Annotated in this window: 18 protein-coding genes; 7 read left to right on the top strand and 11 right to left on the bottom strand. The window is 65.5% G+C overall.

Annotated features, from left to right (window positions below; translation table 11 throughout):
• From RMN84_RS05215 to RMN84_RS05205, 3 genes are all read right to left on the bottom strand, one after another.
• On the bottom strand, window positions 1–255 hold a 255-nt coding region (locus RMN84_RS05215), incomplete at its 3' end, for a hypothetical protein (RefSeq protein WP_309611136.1).
• A 91-nt stretch (window positions 256–346) separates the two neighbouring features.
• Window positions 347–775 carry a CoA-binding protein gene (locus RMN84_RS05210; RefSeq protein ID WP_309611135.1) on the bottom strand — a complete coding sequence of 143 codons (429 nt, stop codon included), beginning with the start codon at window positions 773–775 and terminating at the stop codon, window positions 347–349.
• A 27-nt stretch (window positions 776–802) separates the two neighbouring features.
• Complete coding sequence (locus RMN84_RS05205) at window positions 803–1,567, bottom strand: P-loop NTPase (protein WP_309611139.1); 765 nt, start codon at window positions 1,565–1,567, stop codon at window positions 803–805.
• A 282-nt stretch (window positions 1,568–1,849) separates the two neighbouring features.
• On the opposite strand from RMN84_RS05205, the gene hflK reads away from it, so the two are divergent.
• From hflK to RMN84_RS05190, 3 genes are all read left to right on the top strand, one after another.
• Window positions 1,850–2,974, top strand: a complete 1,125-nt coding sequence (gene hflK, locus RMN84_RS05200) for an FtsH protease activity modulator HflK (RefSeq protein WP_309611134.1) — start codon at window positions 1,850–1,852, stop codon at window positions 2,972–2,974.
• Window positions 2,971–3,825, top strand: coding sequence for a protease modulator HflC (locus tag RMN84_RS05195; RefSeq protein WP_309611133.1), 855 nt, complete (start codon window positions 2,971–2,973; stop codon window positions 3,823–3,825). Before hflK ends, RMN84_RS05195 begins: the two co-directional genes overlap by 4 nt.
• 103 nt (window positions 3,826–3,928) lie before the next feature.
• The gene (locus tag RMN84_RS05190) at window positions 3,929–5,458 is read left to right on the top strand and encodes a Do family serine endopeptidase (RefSeq protein WP_309611138.1); all 1,530 of its coding nucleotides are present in this window, start codon (window positions 3,929–3,931) and stop codon (window positions 5,456–5,458) included.
• Between the two features lie 19 nt (window positions 5,459–5,477).
• Here the strand turns inward: RMN84_RS05190 and RMN84_RS05185 are convergent, their stop codons facing one another.
• The 3 genes from RMN84_RS05185 to RMN84_RS05175 are packed head-to-tail and all read right to left on the bottom strand — an operon-like array spanning window position 5,478 to window position 7,007.
• The gene (locus RMN84_RS05185) at window positions 5,478–5,957 is read right to left on the bottom strand and encodes a GAF domain-containing protein (protein WP_309611132.1); all 480 of its coding nucleotides are present in this window, start codon (window positions 5,955–5,957) and stop codon (window positions 5,478–5,480) included.
• Complete coding sequence (gene arfB, locus RMN84_RS05180) at window positions 5,957–6,370, bottom strand: alternative ribosome rescue aminoacyl-tRNA hydrolase ArfB (protein ID WP_309611131.1); 414 nt, start codon at window positions 6,368–6,370, stop codon at window positions 5,957–5,959. The genes RMN84_RS05185 and arfB overlap by 1 nt, the downstream gene beginning before the upstream one ends.
• Window positions 6,363–7,007, bottom strand: coding sequence for an RNA pseudouridine synthase (locus RMN84_RS05175; RefSeq protein WP_309611130.1), 645 nt, complete (start codon window positions 7,005–7,007; stop codon window positions 6,363–6,365). Before RMN84_RS05175 ends, arfB begins: the two co-directional genes overlap by 8 nt.
• 223 nt (window positions 7,008–7,230) lie before the next feature.
• Here RMN84_RS05175 and ctrA point away from each other — a divergent pair, with 223 nt between their 5' ends.
• Window positions 7,231–7,941, top strand: coding sequence for a response regulator transcription factor CtrA (gene ctrA / locus RMN84_RS05170; RefSeq protein WP_309611129.1), 711 nt, complete (start codon window positions 7,231–7,233; stop codon window positions 7,939–7,941).
• Between the two features lie 197 nt (window positions 7,942–8,138).
• Window positions 8,139–9,449: an Nramp family divalent metal transporter gene (locus RMN84_RS05165; protein ID WP_309611137.1), complete on the top strand. Its 1,311-nt coding sequence runs from the start codon at window positions 8,139–8,141 to the stop codon at window positions 9,447–9,449.
• On the opposite strand, the gene RMN84_RS05160 is transcribed toward RMN84_RS05165, so the two are convergent.
• Both RMN84_RS05160 and RMN84_RS05155 read right to left on the bottom strand, forming a co-directional pair.
• Complete coding sequence (locus tag RMN84_RS05160) at window positions 9,450–10,259, bottom strand: arginyltransferase (protein ID WP_309611128.1); 810 nt, start codon at window positions 10,257–10,259, stop codon at window positions 9,450–9,452.
• 123 nt (window positions 10,260–10,382) lie between these two features.
• Window positions 10,383–11,606 carry a threonine ammonia-lyase gene (locus RMN84_RS05155; RefSeq protein WP_309611127.1) on the bottom strand — a complete coding sequence of 408 codons (1,224 nt, stop codon included), beginning with the start codon at window positions 11,604–11,606 and terminating at the stop codon, window positions 10,383–10,385.
• A 52-nt stretch (window positions 11,607–11,658) separates the two neighbouring features.
• Here RMN84_RS05155 and RMN84_RS05150 point away from each other — a divergent pair, with 52 nt between their 5' ends.
• Complete coding sequence (locus RMN84_RS05150; RefSeq protein WP_309611126.1) at window positions 11,659–13,299, top strand: amidohydrolase; 1,641 nt, start codon at window positions 11,659–11,661, stop codon at window positions 13,297–13,299.
• Here the strand turns inward: RMN84_RS05150 and RMN84_RS05145 are convergent.
• Window positions 13,271–15,271: a protein-disulfide reductase DsbD domain-containing protein gene (locus RMN84_RS05145; protein WP_309611125.1), complete on the bottom strand. Its 2,001-nt coding sequence runs from the start codon at window positions 15,269–15,271 to the stop codon at window positions 13,271–13,273. The two genes, RMN84_RS05150 and RMN84_RS05145, sit on opposite strands and share 29 nt — an antisense overlap.
• A 182-nt stretch (window positions 15,272–15,453) precedes the next feature.
• Here RMN84_RS05145 and RMN84_RS05140 point away from each other — a divergent pair, with 182 nt between their 5' ends.
• Entirely contained in the window at window positions 15,454–15,723 is a 270-nt protein-coding gene (locus RMN84_RS05140; RefSeq protein ID WP_309611124.1) for a hypothetical protein, read from the top strand.
• Window positions 15,724–15,790: 67 nt separating this feature from the next.
• Here RMN84_RS05140 and RMN84_RS05135 read toward each other — a convergent pair whose 3' ends face one another.
• The gene (locus RMN84_RS05135; RefSeq protein WP_309611123.1) at window positions 15,791–16,558 is read right to left on the bottom strand and encodes a PspA/IM30 family protein; all 768 of its coding nucleotides are present in this window, start codon (window positions 16,556–16,558) and stop codon (window positions 15,791–15,793) included.
• A gap of 299 nt (window positions 16,559–16,857) precedes the next feature.
• The coding region (locus RMN84_RS05130; RefSeq protein WP_309611122.1) for a TCP-1/cpn60 chaperonin family protein at window positions 16,858–17,329 on the bottom strand (472 nt) is incomplete at its 5' end.

The raw sequence follows: 17,329 nt of genomic DNA, 5'->3' as shown, positions 1-17,329 counted from the left end.
GCTGCAGCGCCTGGCGCTCGCGGAACTCGGAATCGGCGCACCTAAGCTGAGGACAGGTATCGCATCCCAGTCCGCGACCGCAACAGTAACGCTATTCGTCCAAGCGCTGGTGATCGCAGTATTGACCTTTAGCACCAGGGTCGTGCCGGTACGCGCCCAATGATAATTGTTCCAGGCGTGTGTTGCACCGGCCGGCGCCGAAAAGGTGACGGCAACGCTAGCGATTAGCGCTGCGCGCGTAATGGTTCTGATCATGTTGGCCTCCCCATTTGGTTTTCCGAAGCCGGACGCATTTGCCCCCGCGAGCTTCAAAGTGGCGGAAAGCTGGGCTCTTGGGGGTACGGAGTCAAGCCGACGCGCCCAGCCCCGACCGCGCCAGTTCGATCTTGAGACATTTGTCCTCGACGACCTTGAGCCCGGCCGCTTCGGCGCGTGCCGCCGCATTGGCATTGGCAATGCCGAGCTGCATCCAGATCGCCTTCGCCCCGACCGCGATCGCTTCATCGACGATCGGGCCGACGTCGTCCGACTTGCGGAAGATGTCGACGATGTCGATCGGCTCGCCGATCTGGCCGAGTTCGCGCCACACAAATTCGCCGTGGACATGCTCGCCGGTGATGCGCGGGTTGACCGGGATGGTGCGGTAACCGCGATCCTGGGCGAATTTCATCACGCCATAGGAGGCGCGGTCGGGTCGGTCGGAGGCACCGACGACGGCGATGGTCTTCGCGCCCTTGAGCAGTTCGTCGATCTCGGTGTCGGTGGTCAGCGGCATGATCGTCTCCCTTGCCGCATCAATGCTTCAGCGCGCGACTTTCTCCAACTGGACGAGCAGCGCGGCGGCGAGCGTCGCGAAAGCGGCGGCGGCAGGACCGTCGCCAGCGGCGGGCGGCGTGCCCGCATCGGATGCCTCGCGCAGGCTGGCCGAGAGCGGCAGTCGCCCGAGGAAGGCGATGCCGAGCCGCGCCGCCGCGGCCTCGGCCCCGCCGGAACCGAACGGGTCGCTGCTCTCGCCGCAATGGGGACAGGCATAGCCCGCCATATTCTCGATCAACCCGGCGATCGGCACGCCGGTCTTGGCGAACAGGTCGATCGCGCGTTCGGCGTCGATCAGGGCGAGGTCCTGCGGGGTCGAGACGATCACCGCCGCCGTCGGTCGCGCCTTGGCGACCAGCGACAATTGTACGTCGCCGGTGCCGGGCGGCAGGTCGACGAGGAGGAGATCGGTATCGCCCCAGTCGCCGTCGATCAGCTGCGTCAGCGCGCCCGCCGCCATCGGCCCGCGCCACGCCAGCGCCTGTCCGGCGGGCACCAGCTGGCCGACCGAGAGCAGGCGGACGCCATTGGCCATGACCGGGATCAGTTGCTTGTCGCGCGCTTCGGGGCGGACGCTGGTGCCGAGCAGGCGCGGTTGCGACGGGCCGTAGATGTCGGCGTCGATCAACCCGACCTTGCGCCCGGTCCGCGCCAGCGCCACCGCCAGATTAGCCGCCAGCGTCGACTTGCCGACCCCGCCCTTGCCGCTGCCGATAGCGATGATCGTGCGGCCGGTCTTGGCGCTGGTCATGGCGATGCGGACGTCGCGCGCCCCGGCGCGCTGCTCGGCTTCCTGCAGCCGTTCATGGAGTGCCTCGCGCCCGGCCTTGTCGAGCCCGGTGCCGTCGACGATCAGCGTGACGACGCCGTCGGCCTCCTTGCGTGATCGAATGCGCGTCCCGTCTTCATCGTGCAACCCGTCAGCCATCGCGCTCCTATGCGCAGAGTGTCACCGCGGTACAACCGCCGATCGACGGATGCGATTCGACCGGTGCCCCTGTTCTTCGGGTTAGACGACCCCTATACTGTGGCCATGACAACTTCTTCGCGGATGTCCGCGTTCCGCTCGTTCACCAATCGCTTGTTTGCCGATGCCAAAGGTCCGTGGGGATCGGGTGGGGACGATGAAGAGCCACCGGTCACTCCGGCCGAACCACCGAAGGGCAACGCCGACGGGCCGTGGGGCGAGCCGCCGCGCACGGGCCGGGTCGATCGCCCGTTCCGCGGCGGTGGCGGGATCGACGATTTTCTCCGCCGCAGCCGCGAGCGCTTCAACCGCAGCGGCCGTAATGGCGAAGGTGGCGGCAGAGGCACCGGTTTCCGCCCGGACGGATCGATGGTCGTATGGGCACTGGCCGCGGCGCTTGCGCTCTGGCTCGTCTCGACCTCGTTCCATTCGATCGCTCCGGCCGAACGCGGCGTCGTCACTCGCTTCGGACGTTATGTCGCAACGCTGACGCCAGGTGTGGGCATCACCTTGCCCTCGCCGATCGACCGAGTGCGAAAGATCGACGTCGACAATGTCCGCGAGATCAACCTGGGCAGCGAAGAAAGCGAAACATTGATGTTGACCGGCGACGGCAACATCATCGACATCGCCTATCAGGTGCGCTGGAACATCCGCGATCCCGAGCAATATCTGTTCGAACTCGCCCAGCCCGAGGAAACCATCCGCCAGGTCGCCGAGAGCGCAATGCGCGCAGCGATTGCCAACGTCACCCTGCGTGAAGGCATGGGCGCCAAGCGCGGCGACATCGAAAATCGCGTGCAGGAGGAAATGCAGCGCATCCTCGACGGCTACAAGTCGGGCGTGCTGGTCCAGGGTGTCGCGATCAAGCAGGCCGATCCTCCGGCCGCTGTGCTCGATGCCTTCAAGGAAGTGTCGGCGGCGCAGCAGCAGGCGCAAAGCTATATCAACCAGGCGAACAGCTATGCGCTGCAGCTCGGTGCCAAGGCGCAGGGCGAGGCGGTCGCGTTCGAGAAAGTCTATGGCCAGTACAAGCTAGCCCCCGACGTCACGCGCAAGCGCCTTTATTACGAGACGATGGAGCGCATCCTGCAAGGCGTCGACAAGACGATCATCGATGCCCCCGGGGTCAATAATTACCAGGCCCTGCCGCCAGTCCTGCGCAGTACGCCGCCGGGAGCTACCAAATGAGCCTCGTCCTGCGCCGCCCGCTGCTGACCGCCGCGCTCGCCTTCGTGGCGCTGATCATGTTGCTTAACACGGTCATCGTCGTTCCCGAGACGCGCCAGGCGATCATCACCCGCTTCGGCAAGCCGATCTACATCCTCAATCGCTACGAGCCGGGCGCCCCACTCGGCGCGGATGGTGCGGGTCTTAACTGGCGCGTGCCGTTCTTCGACAATGTCGTATGGATCGACAAGCGGGTGCTCGACGTCGACATGGAACGCCGCCAGGTCACCTCGACCGACCAGCAGCGGCTGGAGGTCGATGCCTTCGCCCGCTACCGCATCGTCGATCCGCTGCGCATGTATGTCCGCGCGCGCTCGGTCGAGGGCCTGCAGAGCGCGCTGGTGCCCAACCTGGGGTCCGAACTGCGCAACGAACTCGGCAAGATCCCCTTCTCTTCGCTTCTCTCACCCGAGCGCGAAGGGGTGATGGAGAATGTCCGCCGGGGACTCGACCGGGTAGCGCGCCAATATGGTGCCCAAATCATCGACGTGAGGATCAAGAAGGCGGATTTGCCGACCGGAACGCCGCTTGACAGCGCCTATGCAAGGATGCGCTCGGCGCGCGAACAGGAGGCGCGATCAATCCAGGCCGAAGGTGCCAAGCAGGCGCAGATCATCCGCGCCCAGGCCGAGGCCGATGCGTCGAAGGTCTATGCCGACAGCTTCGGCAAGGATCCGCAATTCTACGACTTTTATCGCGCGATGCAGTCATACCAGGCCAGCTTTATCGGTGACGCGACGCGCAAGGCGGCACCGACAACGATGATCCTGTCGCCGCAGAGTGACTATCTGAAACAATTTTCCGGGCGTTGACGTAACGGCTTGTTCAAAGCGCGTTCATGCGCTCGACCTAGCTTTGCCCCGGACGTGTCAATAGTGAGGGTATCGAATGAGTTTCCCCAAGGAGTCCCCGATCGTGCGCTATGCTTATGGTGTTGCCGGTGCCCTGCTGCTGGGCGGGACCGCCTTTTCGATCGCCACCGGCCCGGTCGGTGCGCAAGTCGCGCAAAATTCTCCGAGCATGTTGGCGCCGAAACCCGGCGCGCCGATGAGCTTCGCCGATCTCGCGGCCAGGCTCCAGCCGGCGGTGGTCAACATCTCGACCAAGCAGCGCGTGGCGGTGAAGCAGCAGGTCGATCCGTTCGAGGATTTCTTCCGCCGCTTCGGTGGCCAGGCGCCGGCCGATCCCAATGGTGGGCCCGGCGGCCAGCCGACAACGCGCGAGGCGGGTTCGCTTGGCTCGGGGTTCATCGTTTCGCCAGATGGCTATATCGTCACCAACAATCACCTGATCGCCGGTGAAAATGGCGGTACGGTCGACAGCGTCACCGTCATCATGACCGACCGCAAGGAATATACGGCGCGGATCGTCGGCCGCGACCAGGCGTCCGATCTCGCCCTGCTCAAGATCCAGGGCACCAACCTGCCGTTCGTGCAGTGGGGCGATTCGACCCGCGCCCGCGTCGGCGACTGGGTGGTCGCGATCGGCAACCCCTACGGCCTTGGTGGCACCGTCACCGCCGGCATCATCTCGGCGCTGCATCGCGGCATTACCGGCAATGGCGCCTATGATCGCTACATCCAGACCGATGCGAGCATCAACATGGGCAACAGCGGCGGCCCGATGTTCGACGTCAACGGCAACGTCATCGGCATCAATTCGGCACTGATCTCGCCAACCGGGGCCAGCGTCGGCATCGGCCTTGCCATCCCGGCGGAACTGGCGCAGCCGGTGATCGAAACGCTGCGCAAGGGCCAGCGGCCGTCGCGCGGCTATCTCGGCGTCGGGCTCCAGCCGTTGGACGAGAATATCGCCGCGTCGCTCGGCCTGCCCAAGGATCAGGGCGAGATCGTCCGTTCAGTCCAGCCGAATGATCCCGCCGCCAAGGCCGGGGTGCAGCAGGGTGATGTCATCGTCCGCGTCGGCGACATGCCGGTGACGCCCGACCAGACCGTGTCCTACCTGATCGCCAACACCCAGGTCGGCAGCCGCGTGCCGATCGAGATCGTCCGTGACGGCCGCCACATGACGCTGACTGTCGTGCCGGCCCAACGCCCGACCGAAGATGCGCTGGCCAAGGCGGCCGGCGGCGGAACGGGCGATGACGCCACCGCCAATGGTCCGTCGGCGACTGGCCCCGCGACGCGCGCGCTCGGCCTCTCGCTGCAGCCGTTGTCGCCGTCCGCGATCCAGGCGCTCAGCCTGCCGCCCGGGACGCATGGCGTGGTCATTACTGCGGTCGATGCGTCGAGCGATGCGTCGGACAAGGGACTGCGGCGCGGCGACGTGATCATCTCGGTCAACCGCGCACTGGTCACAACCCCGGCGCAGGTAACGGCGGCAGTCACGGCGGCGCGGGCTGCTGGACGGAACAGCGTTCTCCTGCTCGTCAAGAGAGGCACGGCACCAGAGGCGTTTATCGGCGTCGACATCGCTCAGCGCTAATCGATCGTTCGCCCGGGTGTTACAGCGCCCGGGCGAGGATCGCCGCGATCGCCACGAATCCCGCTTCGTCCTCGGCATCGAACCGCGCCGCGTGCGGGCTGTCGAGGTCGAGCACGGCAATCACTTCGTCGTCGCGCGCGATCGGCAGGACGAGTTCGCTGATCGATGCCGCGTCACACGCGATGTGGCCGGGGAAGGCGTGGACGTCGTCGACCCGCTGGACCTGGCCCGTCGCGGCGGCGGCGCCGCACACGCCTGTGCCGAACGGGATGCGGATGCAGGCAGCGCGGCCCTGGAACGGCCCGAGCACCAGCTCACCGCCGACGTTGCGGTAAAAGCCCGCCCAGTTGAGCCCCGGCACGCTTTCCCAGATCAGGGCAGCGGCGTTGGCCATGTTGGCGATGGCGTCGGGTTCCCCGGCGACGAGGCTCTCGAGCGCGGCGGCAAGATCGCGATAGAAGGTCGACTTGTCGTCAGCGGTGATGGCGAAATCATACATTAGTCGAGACTCACTTTTCCCCGCCCGCGCTTCACTTCGCCCCGCCCCTTCTTCGTTTCGATCCGCTTCGCCTTGGCTGCCTTGCTCGGCCGGGTCTTGCGACGCCTAGCCTGGACGACATGGGCCGCGACAATGATCTCCGCCAGTCGATTGCGCGCGTCCTCGCGATTGGCCTCCTGCGTGCGATACCGCCGCGCCGTGATGATCAGTTCGCCGCCGATCGTCAGCTTGCTACCGGCGATCAGCTTCAGCCGGGCATAGGTTTCCGGCGACAGACCGAGCGCGAAGACATTGCAGCGCAGCTGACACGCCGTCGCCACCTTGTTGACATTCTGCCCGCCCGGCCCGGTCGCGGCGAGGAATTTCTCGCTCAGCGCATCCTCGGGCCAGGGATAGGCCGGGACATCAGGCATCGTCGCGCCACTCGCCGAAACTGTCGGGCAGCGGCGCGACAACGTCGATTACCGCCTTCTTGCCGCGCGGGACCACCAGCCGGACGGCGTGGAGCAGCATCGGTCCGCCGGGGACGCCATAGACGAAATCGCCGACGATGCCGCTGCCCAGTCCTTCGCGGGCATGGGCCCTGATCTGGTGGGTGCGGCCGGTCCGCGGACGGAACTCGACCAGGCTGCGGCCGTCGCGCAGGGCGATCCGCCGCCAGGCGGTCACCGCCGGCTTGCCCGCCGGATCGCCGCGCATCTTCCACCCGGCATCGACGCTGGAGATTTTGGCGAGCGGCAGGTCGATCACCCCCTCCTCGCCAACTTCGCCCGCGACGACCGCCAGATAGACTTTCTCGACCGTGCCGGATTCGAACGCCTGCTGGAACAGTTTTCGCGCCGACGGATGGCGCGCGAACAGCAAACAGCCCGACGTATCCTGATCGAGCCGGTGCATCGCCGTAGGCGGGCGTTGATACCCACATTTAAGCTCCTCAATCCGCCCCGCAATGCTGTCCCCGCCGGCGCGCGGCGCGTCGACGGGCAAGCCGGCCGGCTTGTCTATCACGATCGCCTCGGCGTCGATAAACAGAACGCGATCCTCCAGCATGCGCCGCGCAGTGCCATGGCGCGATGGCGACGGCAATCGCCTGCGCTTGCGACTCACCCGTGCTTGTAACTCGATTGCAACGGCCGGAGATGAAAGGCTTTCAGAACTTATTAACCTTTCGCCTTCAGACATTGAATGGTTAATGGTCGCTTAGACGTCGTTAAAGTGGCGTAACGCTTTTCACGGCGAGCGCTTCGGACGAACGCCAACGGGGGATGATGTGATGCGAGTTTTGTTGATCGAAGACGAAGCAACGATCGCCAAGAGCATTGAGCTGATGCTCGGGACCGAGGGCTTCAACGTGTACACCACGGACCTTGGCGAAGAGGGCCTCGATCTGGGGAAGCTCTATGATTACGACATCATCCTGCTCGATCTGAACCTGCCCGACATGCATGGCTATGATGTTCTTAAAAAATTGCGCACCGCCAAGGTCGGTACCCCGGTCCTGATCCTGTCCGGCCTCAACGAAATGGACTCCAAGGTCCGCGCGCTTGGCTTCGGCGCCGATGATTATGTCACCAAGCCATTCCACCGTGACGAACTGGTCGCCCGTATCCACGCTATCGTCCGCCGCTCGAAGGGCCATAGCCAGTCGGTCATCCGCACCGGCAAACTGGCCGTCAACCTCGACGCCAAAACGGTCGAAGTCGACGGTGCCCGCGTCCACCTGACCGGCAAGGAATATGCGATGCTGGAGCTGCTCTCGCTCCGCAAAGGCACGACGCTGACCAAGGAAATGTTCCTGAACCATCTCTATGGCGGGATGGACGAGCCGGAACTCAAGATCATCGACGTGTTCATCTGCAAACTGCGCAAGAAATTGAGCCTGGCCTGCGGCGGCGAGAATTATATCGAGACGGTGTGGGGGCGTGGCTATGTGCTGCGCGACGTCGAAACCGACGTCGTCACGCCCGAAGCGGCGGTCGCCTAACCTCCCAACCAGACGGACTGTTCACGATTTGCTGAGCGGAAACGTACCTCCGTTTTGCCGTGGTTTGTCTGCGCACTCTGGCAGTCTCGACTGAATACAAACCGGTTGGAGCGCGTTACACTAAACTCAGCGCATGAGTCGCCGGACCGGGTGAGAGAGGCTTGATGACGACACCGCTGGCGGACATTGTCGCGACGATGGACGCCGGTGCGCTCGGCCGACCCCTCAGCCTGCCCGAATCGCATAGAACGGTCGCGATCCCGACGGGGCCGGGCGGTTTCTGGCGCAAGATGGCGGCATTCGCCGGCCCCGGCTACCTCGTCGCGGTCGGCTATATGGACCCGGGCAATTGGGCGACCGACCTCGCCGGCGGGTCGGCGTTCGGCTACACCTTGCTGTCGGTCATCCTGCTGTCGAACATGATGGCGATGCTGCTCCAGTCATTGGCGGTGAAGCTCGGAATCGTCACCGGGCGCGACCTAGCCCAGACCTGCCGCGACTATTATTCGCGACCCGTGCGGATTGGGCTGTGGCTGTTGTGCGAGATCGCGATCATCGCTTGCGACCTCGCCGAAGTGATCGGCACCGCGATCGCGTTGCTGCTCCTGTTTGGGCTGCCGCTGGTGTGGGGTGTGTGTCTGACCACGCTCGATGTGCTCCTCATCCTGCTGCTCCAGCAGTTCGGTTTCCGCAAGCTTGAGGCGTTCATCGTCGTCATGCTGATCATCATCGCGGGCTGCTTCGCGGTCGAACTGACGCTGTCCAAGCCCGACCTGATGGCGATTGCCGGCGGGCTGGTGCCGAGCGTGCGGATCATCACCAATCCGATGATGCTCTACATCGCCATCGGCATCCTTGGCGCGACGGTTATGCCGCATAATCTCTATCTGCACAGCGCCGTCGTGCAGACCCGCCGTTTCGTGCGAACCCACGAAGGCAAGCGCGAGGCGATCCGCTTCGCGACGCTTGACAGCACCATCGCGCTGTCCTTCGCGCTGATCATCAACGCCGCGATCCTGATCCTCGCCGCCTCGACCTTCCATGTCGCAGGCCGCACGGACGTCGCCGAAATCGAGAATGCCTACATCCTGCTCGCGCCGATGCTCGGCGTCGGCGCGGCGAGCACGCTGTTCGCTGTCGCGCTGCTCGCCTCGGGACAGAATTCAACGATTACGGCGACCTTGGCCGGGCAGATCGTCATGGAGGGCTTCCTTGACATCCGCCTGCCATCGTGGCTGCGGCGTCTGATCACGCGCTCGCTGGCGATCGTCCCGGCGGTGATCGTTGCGAGCCTCTACGGAATGAGCGGCACCGCGCGGCTGCTGGTGCTGAGCCAGGTCGTGCTGAGCCTGCAATTGCCGTTCGCGGTGGTGCCCCTCGTCCAGTTCACCAGCGACCGCACCCGCATGGGGTGCTTCGTCAATCCGCTGTGGCTCAAGATCGTGGCGTGGGCCGTCTCGGCCTGCATCATCGCTCTCAACCTGAAGTTGCTCACGACGCTGACCTAGCTAGGCGTCCATCAGCGGCCGGCGGCGCTCGAAATAGGCGGGGACTTCGGGGCGGACCGGTGGCGGCTCGGCCTTGACCTCGTCGACCCGTCGCCAGCCGTCGCGGCCAAGCCGTTCGAGCGGGCGGAAACTAGCTTTGTAAGCCATCCGCTGTGACCCATCGACCCAGTAGCCGAGGTAGACGTAAGGCAGATTGGCACGCCCGGCGCGGAGGATATGATCGAGGATGATGAACGTGCCCAACCCCTTCCGCGATCCCGGGCCGGTATCGTAGAAGCTGTAGATCATGCTCAGCCCGTCGGACTGTTGGTCCGATAGGCATGCGCCAATCAGCTTGCCGGGGCGCCCATCGACCGACGGCTCGCGATATTCGACGATGTAAGTGCGGACCGGCGTCTGCTCGACCATGTCGGCAAAGTCGCTCTCGTCCATCTCGGCCATGCCGCCACCGGGGTGGCGCGTGGCGAGGTAGCGGCCGAGCAGCTGATATTGCTCGTCGGTCGTCCATGGCTTGCACGCGGTGACTTCAAGTTCGGCATGGCGGCGGAGGATCTTGCGCTGGGTCGCGCTGGCGGTGAATTCGCCGGCGGCGACGCGGACCGAGACGCAGGCGTTGCAGTCGATGCAACTGGGGCGATAGGCGACCGACTGGCTGCGACGAAATCCGATGCGGCCGAGCGCTTCGTTAAGCTCGCCGGAATGGCGACCGCTCAGCTCCGTGAAGACCTTCCGCTCGACCTTGCCCGGCAGGTACGGACAGGGCGACGGATTGGTCACGAAGAACTTGGGAAATCGAAACGGTGCGCTCAACCCATCCGCCTCCGCAAAAGGTTACGAACCCCTTTATGCGACCGGTTAACGCACTTGAAAAGAGTAGCTGTCCGCTGAAAGAAAGTTAACGCCGCGAATGTGCCGCGATGGGGCAGTGGGCGATCAGTCGAGCGAGGCGCGTTCCACTTTGAATCCAGCCTCTTCGAGCGATTTCACCAGCCGCTCGATCGCTGCCGCATCGCGCGCCTCGCACTCAACCTCGATAAGCGTGTCCTTGGCCGGAAGCGTTGTGAAAATGCGATGGTGATGGACTTCGATGATGTTTACGCCGCATTCGTGAAACTTGATCGCCAACGCCGACAGCGATCCCGGCCGGTCAAGGAGGGCGATACGCAGCCGGGCGATCCGGCCCGAGCGGACGAGGTCACGGATCAGCACATTCGCAAGCAGATGCGTGTCGATATTGCCGCCGCACAGTATCGTACCGACCTTGCGCCCCTTATAGCGCTCCGGCTCGGCCAGCATCGCCGCCAGCCCGGCCGCGCCAGCGCCTTCGACCACAGATTTCTCGACCGAGACTAGCAACGCGACCGCTTGCTCGAGATGGGTTTCGGACACCAGCCGGATGTCGTCGACCAGTTCGCCGATGATCCGCTGCGTCAGTTCACCCGGTTCCTTGACCGCAATGCCCTCGGCGAGCGTGTCGCCGCCGATCGGACGGGCACCGCCGGTTACCTTGTTCTTCATCGACGGATATAGCTCGGCCTCCACGCCGATGATCTCGATGTCCGGCTTCATCGCCTTGGCCGCGATGGCGATGCCCGAGATCAGCCCGCCGCCGCCGATCGGCACGATCAACATTTCGAGATCGGGCGCCTCGGCAAGCATTTCGAGCGCGATCGTCCCTTGCCCGGCAATGATCTGCGGGTCGTCGAATGGGTGCACGAACACAAGGTCGTGTTCAGCCTCAAGTAGGCGGGCATGGGCATAGGCATCTTCGAAATTTGTGCCCGTCAGCACGACCTTGGCACCATGGCTCTCGGTCTGCGTGACCTTCACCGACGGCGTCGCCTCGGGCATGACGATGGTTACCGGAATGCCCAGCCGCAGGCCGTGATAGGCGACCGCCTGGGCATGGTTGCCGGCCGACGCCGCGACGACACCGCGCGCGCGTTGCGCCGAGTCGAGCTGAAGCAATTTGTTGAGCGCGCCGCGCTCCTTGTAAGCCGCGGTCATCTGCAGATTTTCGAACTTCAGCCACACCTCTGCACCTATCAGCTTCGACAGGCTGATGCTGTTCAGCGTCGGCGTGCGGATGACAGCCCCGTCGATGCGGCGCGCGGCGGCGTGGATGTCACCGAGGGTCGGGGGGATCTGCTCGCTCATGGCCGCGCGGCCTAGCCCTTCCCGCTGACGCAAACAATGCTACGACTAGGCCATGAGAACCGCCGTCATGATCGCGCTTGCCGCCATTTCCGTCACTCCCGCCACCGCCGACACGCTGGTGGATCACGTCGACGGACTGCAGGTCGGTCGGACCGGCAAGCTGCAACATTTCACCGGACTGGTGATCGGCAAGGACGGCAAGGTCGTCCAATTGCTTGGTGCCAGCGACGCCCGGCCGACTCGGATCAAGATGCGGATCGATGGCCAGGGCCATGCCCTGCTCCCCGGCCTGATCGACGCGCACGGCCATGTCATGGAGCTTGGCGCGGCGGCACTGAGCCTGGACCTGACCGACACTCATTCGCTCGCCGAATTGCAACAGCGCCTGAAGGCCTATGCCGCGGCCCATCTTGGCACCGGCTGGATCCAGGGGCGCGGCTGGAACCAGGAACTTTGGCCGGTAAAGAATTTTCCGACCGCCGCCGATCTCGACGGGATCGTCCCCAGCCGTCCGGTGGTGCTGCGCCGGGTCGACGGCCATGCGCTGATCGCAAACAGCGCGGCGATGCGTGCGGCTGGAGTCACGGCCGAGACCACAGCGCCGAGCGGTGGACTGATCGAGCAGGGGCTGTTCGTCGACAACGCTATGACGCTAATCGAGTCAAAAATCGCGCCTGCCACGAAGACCGAGCGCAATGCGTGGCTGGCCAAGGCGCTGGAAATTCTGCGCGGCTACGGCCTGACCGCGACCGCCGACATGGGCACCGATCCAGCCGACTGGGCAGCGATGCGGCGCGCCGGGCGGCGCGGCGAGCTGACCACGCGGATCATGAGCTACGGGGCCGGGATAGACGGCGCCAAGGCGATTTCTGCCGACGGCCCAACCGCCTGGTTTTCCCGCGACCGGCTCAAGATGGAGGGGGTCAAGCTCTACGCCGACGGCGCGCTCGGATCGCGCGGGGCGTGGCTCAAGGCGCCTTACGCCGACAAGCCCGACACGCGCGGCCTGCAATTCCATTCCGACGCCGACTATGACGCGCTGGTCGCCGAAGCGGCGCGCCGCCGCTATCAGATCGCGACCCACGCCATCGGCGATGCCGCCAATGCCCAGGTCATCCGCTCCTATATCGGCCATGGCGCGTCGGACGGCGACCGGCGCTGGCGGATCGAACATGTCCAGGTAGTAGCGCCCGAGGATCTGGCGCTGATCGGTGCCAATCACATCATCGCTTCGATGCAGCCGACCCACCAGACGAGCGACCGGACGATGGCCGAAGCGCGGTTGGGACCGGCGCGGCTGGCGGGGGCCTATGCCTGGCATTCGATGATCGTCACCGGCGCGCATCTGGCATTCGGCTCCGACTATCCAGTCGAATCGGCTAACCCATTCCCCGGCATCGCCGCCGCTATCAGCCGCCAGGACCCGCGCGGCCAGCCGCCCGGGGGATGGCGACCGGAGGAGAAAGTCACGCTGGCGCAGGCGCTGGCCAGCTTCACCCGCGAAGCTGCTTACGCCGGGTTCGCCGAGGATCGGCTAGGCTCGCTCGATCCGGGCCACTGGGCCGACTTCATCATGGTCGACCGCGACATCGCCAGCGCCACCCCGATCGACATCGCCGCAATGAAAGTGCTGGAGACGTGGGTCGCAGGGAAGAAGGTCTGGGCTAGCGAGCCTGTTGCGCCCGCGCGATAAGCATCGCCGGGGTCAGCACCTGCGGCAATTCCTCGGCTGGCTTGCCCGGCGCGTACCACAGGTAAAGTGGCACCCCCGCGCGTCCCTGCGCGTCGAGGAAGCGGGTGATCGCAGGATCGCCATTGGTCCAGTCGGCGGCGAGTACCTCCACCCCGGCCTTCTTGAAGGCGGCGCGGACTTCGGCGCGATCGATCGAGGAAGTTTCGTTGACCTTGCAGGTGAGGCACCAGTCGGCGGTGAAATAGACGAAGGCCGGGTGGGTGGCCGTGGCCTTCGCGACCGCGGCTTCGCTCCACGGTGAGGCACCCTCGATCGCGTGTGCTGTCACCGGGATTGCCGCCGGAACGAGCAGCACGCCCGCAACCGCAATCGCGATCGCCCCGCCGAGCGCGACGAGGCCCCCACCTTCGCGCCGGCCAAGCAGCAGCAACAGGATCGCCAGCAGGGCCAGCGCGGCCCCACCGATGATCAACCCGGCGCTCCCCGCCTGCCGCCAGAGCAGCCACAGGCAGGCCAGTGCGGTCAGCGCCATCGGTACCGCGAGAATGCGCTGGAACGTCCGCATCCACGTACCTGGCCTGGGCAATCGCGTCCGCAGTGCCGGGATGAACGCGACCAGCAGGAACGGCAGCGCCAAGCCCAGCCCGAGCAGGGCGAAGACAGCGATCGACCCCGCCGCCGGCAATAGCAGCGCTGTCCCCAGCGCCGCGCCAAGGAATGGCCCGGCACATGGCGTCGCGACGAACGCCGCCAGCGCGCCGGTGGCGATGCTCCCGCTCGGATTGGCCTCGCCGCCCAGCACCGGCAGGCGGAACACCCCGAGCAAGTTCAGTGTGATCGCCGTCGCCAGCAACATCAGCAGCAGGATCGTGCGCGGGTCCTGCAGCTGGAACGCCCAGCCGGCCGCACTCCCCCCGGCCCGGATCGCCAGCAGCAGGCCGCCGAGGGCGCCCGTGCCGAGCACTGCCCCTGCAGTATAGCCCAAAGCCTCGCGCCGCGCCGCCCGCTCGTCGCCGCCACCACGCGCCAGATGCAGCGCCTTGATCGCCAGGATCGGGAAGACGCACGGCATCAGGTTGAGCAGCACACCGCCCGCCAATGCCCCCAGTAGCGCAAGCAGCAGGGCGCGGGTGCCCACCGCCTGCCCGCCTGTTTGCCCGATCACCTCGCCGCCACTCGGCACCGCGCCCGGCACGGCCTCGAACGACAGGCCGCTGCCATCGCCGAGCGCGATCACGCCACTCAGCCGGGCGGGCGACCCGCGACGATGCTTGAGGTCGGCGACCAGCCAGTCCCCGACGCGGCGGAACGATTGCGGTGCGGCGAGGTCGATCGGGTCATTCTCGCCTGGAAAGACATATGGAATCTTCAGCGCGACGCTCGCCGGCAGCGGCAGCGCGAGGTGAATGAGGGCTCCCTCGACCGCAAACCGCCCGACCGTCGCCAGTGGCCTGGGCAGTGCCCGACGCCACTCGTCGAACCGCTCGCGCAGCACCAGCGCACCATCGCCAACCGACAGGTCGAGCGCGATCTCCCCCTGCTCGGGCACGCAAACTTCCTTGGTGCAGGCGAGCCAGCGCGCCTTTGCCCGAATCGGCAGCACGCCGCTCGCGCCCGCTGGCACCACCAGCCGCACCAGCAGCGCATAATCCTTCTCATAGACATAGTTGACGATGCCCGAGACAAGCAGCTTAGTCGGGACCGGATAGCGCAGCGGTCCCGCCGTCACGCCCGGTGGCAACTGCCACTCGACGTGCATCGTCAGCCCGGCATCACCCGGGTTCTGCCAATAGCCGTGCCAGCCAAGCGTGGTGTGCATCACGATGGCGAGGTCGAGCGGCTGTCCCGACCGCGCGCTGCCCTCCGCCACCAGCTCCGGCGCGATCGCGTTGCCACCGCCCGCCAATCCGCCCGCCGTGGCGGGAAGGGCGAACAACCACCAGCAGAGCAAAAGAACAAGGCGCGGGATCATTGGCCAGCGCTAGTCCAGCCCGCGCGCCGCGTCGAGCGGGCTTTCTCGGTTCGTCGCAGGAATTCAAATGACGATTGCGTGACAGGCAACTGCTCTATAATGCCGCGCGCTGGCTTGACCGATATATCCGGCAGGCCGAGCCTCTGCCGGAGACTCCGGCACTGACAAGGAATGGAACGATCATGAAGAAAGTTGCACTGACCGCTCTGGTCCTCGCGCTTGGCCTCGCCGCGTGCGAGAAGAAGACCGCAACCACTGTCGACAACAACACTGTCACGACCGAAACCACGGTTGCGGCCGACACCAATGTTGCCGTCGACGCCGCCAACAGTGCCGACAACGCACTCGACGCAGCCGGTGCCGCTACGGCGAATGCCGCTGCGGGCGCTGCGAATGCGACCGCCAATGGCCTGAACGCGACGGCCAACGCCGTGGCGAACACCGCCAAATAAGCTATTCTCGCGTCTTCGGATGCGAGGAAATGGAAGGGCCGCCGGGGTAACTCGGCGGCCCTTTTGCTTACCCTTTGTTGGCCATTCTGGCTTTAAGTTCGGTGAGTTCCGCTTTGATGCGCGGATCGACCGAGGGCAGCGGCGTCAGTGCCGACACGGTGGGGGCCAGCGCCGCGATCTTGCGCCCAAAGCTGTGCGATGCGCCCAGCGTCATCGCCTCGGCGCGCGCTTCGGCCATGTCGGCCTCGCGGTCGAGCGAATCGAACCCGGGCAGCGCCTCTTCCCACTTGTTGCCGTTGAGCAGTTCATGGGCCCGCGCGCTATTCTCGGCGCGGTCGATCCGCGCTGCGGCGATCGAGCGGCGGCGATAGATTTCGCCAAGCCGGGTCTGCAGACTGCGAATCTCAACCTGGTAGCCGCGCAGCAGTTCGTCGATCCGGGCAATCTCGTCGCGCAGGCTCTCGGCCCGCTTCGCCGCGTGCTGGCGCTCGGTGATAGCGGCGCGAGCGAGGTCGTCGCGACCCTTGTCGACCGCGAGCCGCGCCTTGTCATCCCAATCGGCGACGGCCTTTTCGGCATCGTTCAACATCTGCTGGCGCTGGGTCGCCTGCGACACCAACTCGGTCGCGCTGGCGCGTTCGCTGGCCAACGCTCGTTCCATCTCGTCGGTCAACGAATCGACACTCTCGGGAATTTGCTCGTCGGCGCTGTGGAGCAGGCGATGTTCCCAACCATCGGAGGAATCACCGCCCACGGCCCCTCCGACGAACGCGAAGAAGCGGCGGGCAAGAGTCTTGAAGCCAACGATCATCGCCCACCAGAAGAGGACCATCATCCCAATCGCCATCAACGCGTTCACGCAGCCTCCGCAAGTGACCGACCGAAGCAGGCGTCATATAATGGGGATGGTTGTCATAATGTTAGTGGCGCGCGCAAAAAAGGACAGGCAGGGAGTTTTCCCTGCCGACCCGTTGATTCTTTCGCATCGGACGGGGCGGCGGCAAAGCCGCTGCCGGACGTCGAACGGGTTCTTCGAGCCTGTGGGGCTCGAAACCCCGCCGACCGAAGCCTACGCGAGACCTGAGTTAGCTAACGGACCTTGCCGTCCGCTTCGCTAACTCAGGCCGCTTTGGCTTAGAAGTCCATTCCGCCCATGCCGCCCATGCCGCCGCCGCCCATCGGCATCGCCGGCTTGTCGTCCGGCAGCTCGGACACGGCGGCTTCCGTCGTGATGAGCAGGCCAGCGACCGAGGCCGCGTTCTGGAGCGCGGTGCGGACGACCTTGGTCGGGTCGATCACGCCGGCTTCAACGAGGTTCTCATACTTCTCGGTCTGAGCGTTGAAGCCCATCGTCGGATCATTGCCCTCAAGCAGCTTGCCCGAGACCACCGCACCGTCATGACCGGCGTTCTGCGCGATCTGACGAACCAGCGTCGTCAGCGACTTGCGGACGATGTCGATGCCTCGCGTCTGGTCGTCGTTGACACCGTGCATGCCTTCGAGCGCCTTGGTCGCATAGAGCAACGCCGTTCCGCCACCGGGGACGATGCCTTCTTCAACCGCAGCGCGGGTCGCGTGGAGGGCATCGTCGACGCGATCCTTGCGC

The sequence above is a fragment of the Sphingomonas sp. genome (assembly GCF_031380695.1).
Classification (GTDB): domain Bacteria; phylum Pseudomonadota; class Alphaproteobacteria; order Sphingomonadales; family Sphingomonadaceae; genus Sphingomicrobium.
This window is presented reverse-complemented; position numbering and strand designations above follow the sequence as displayed.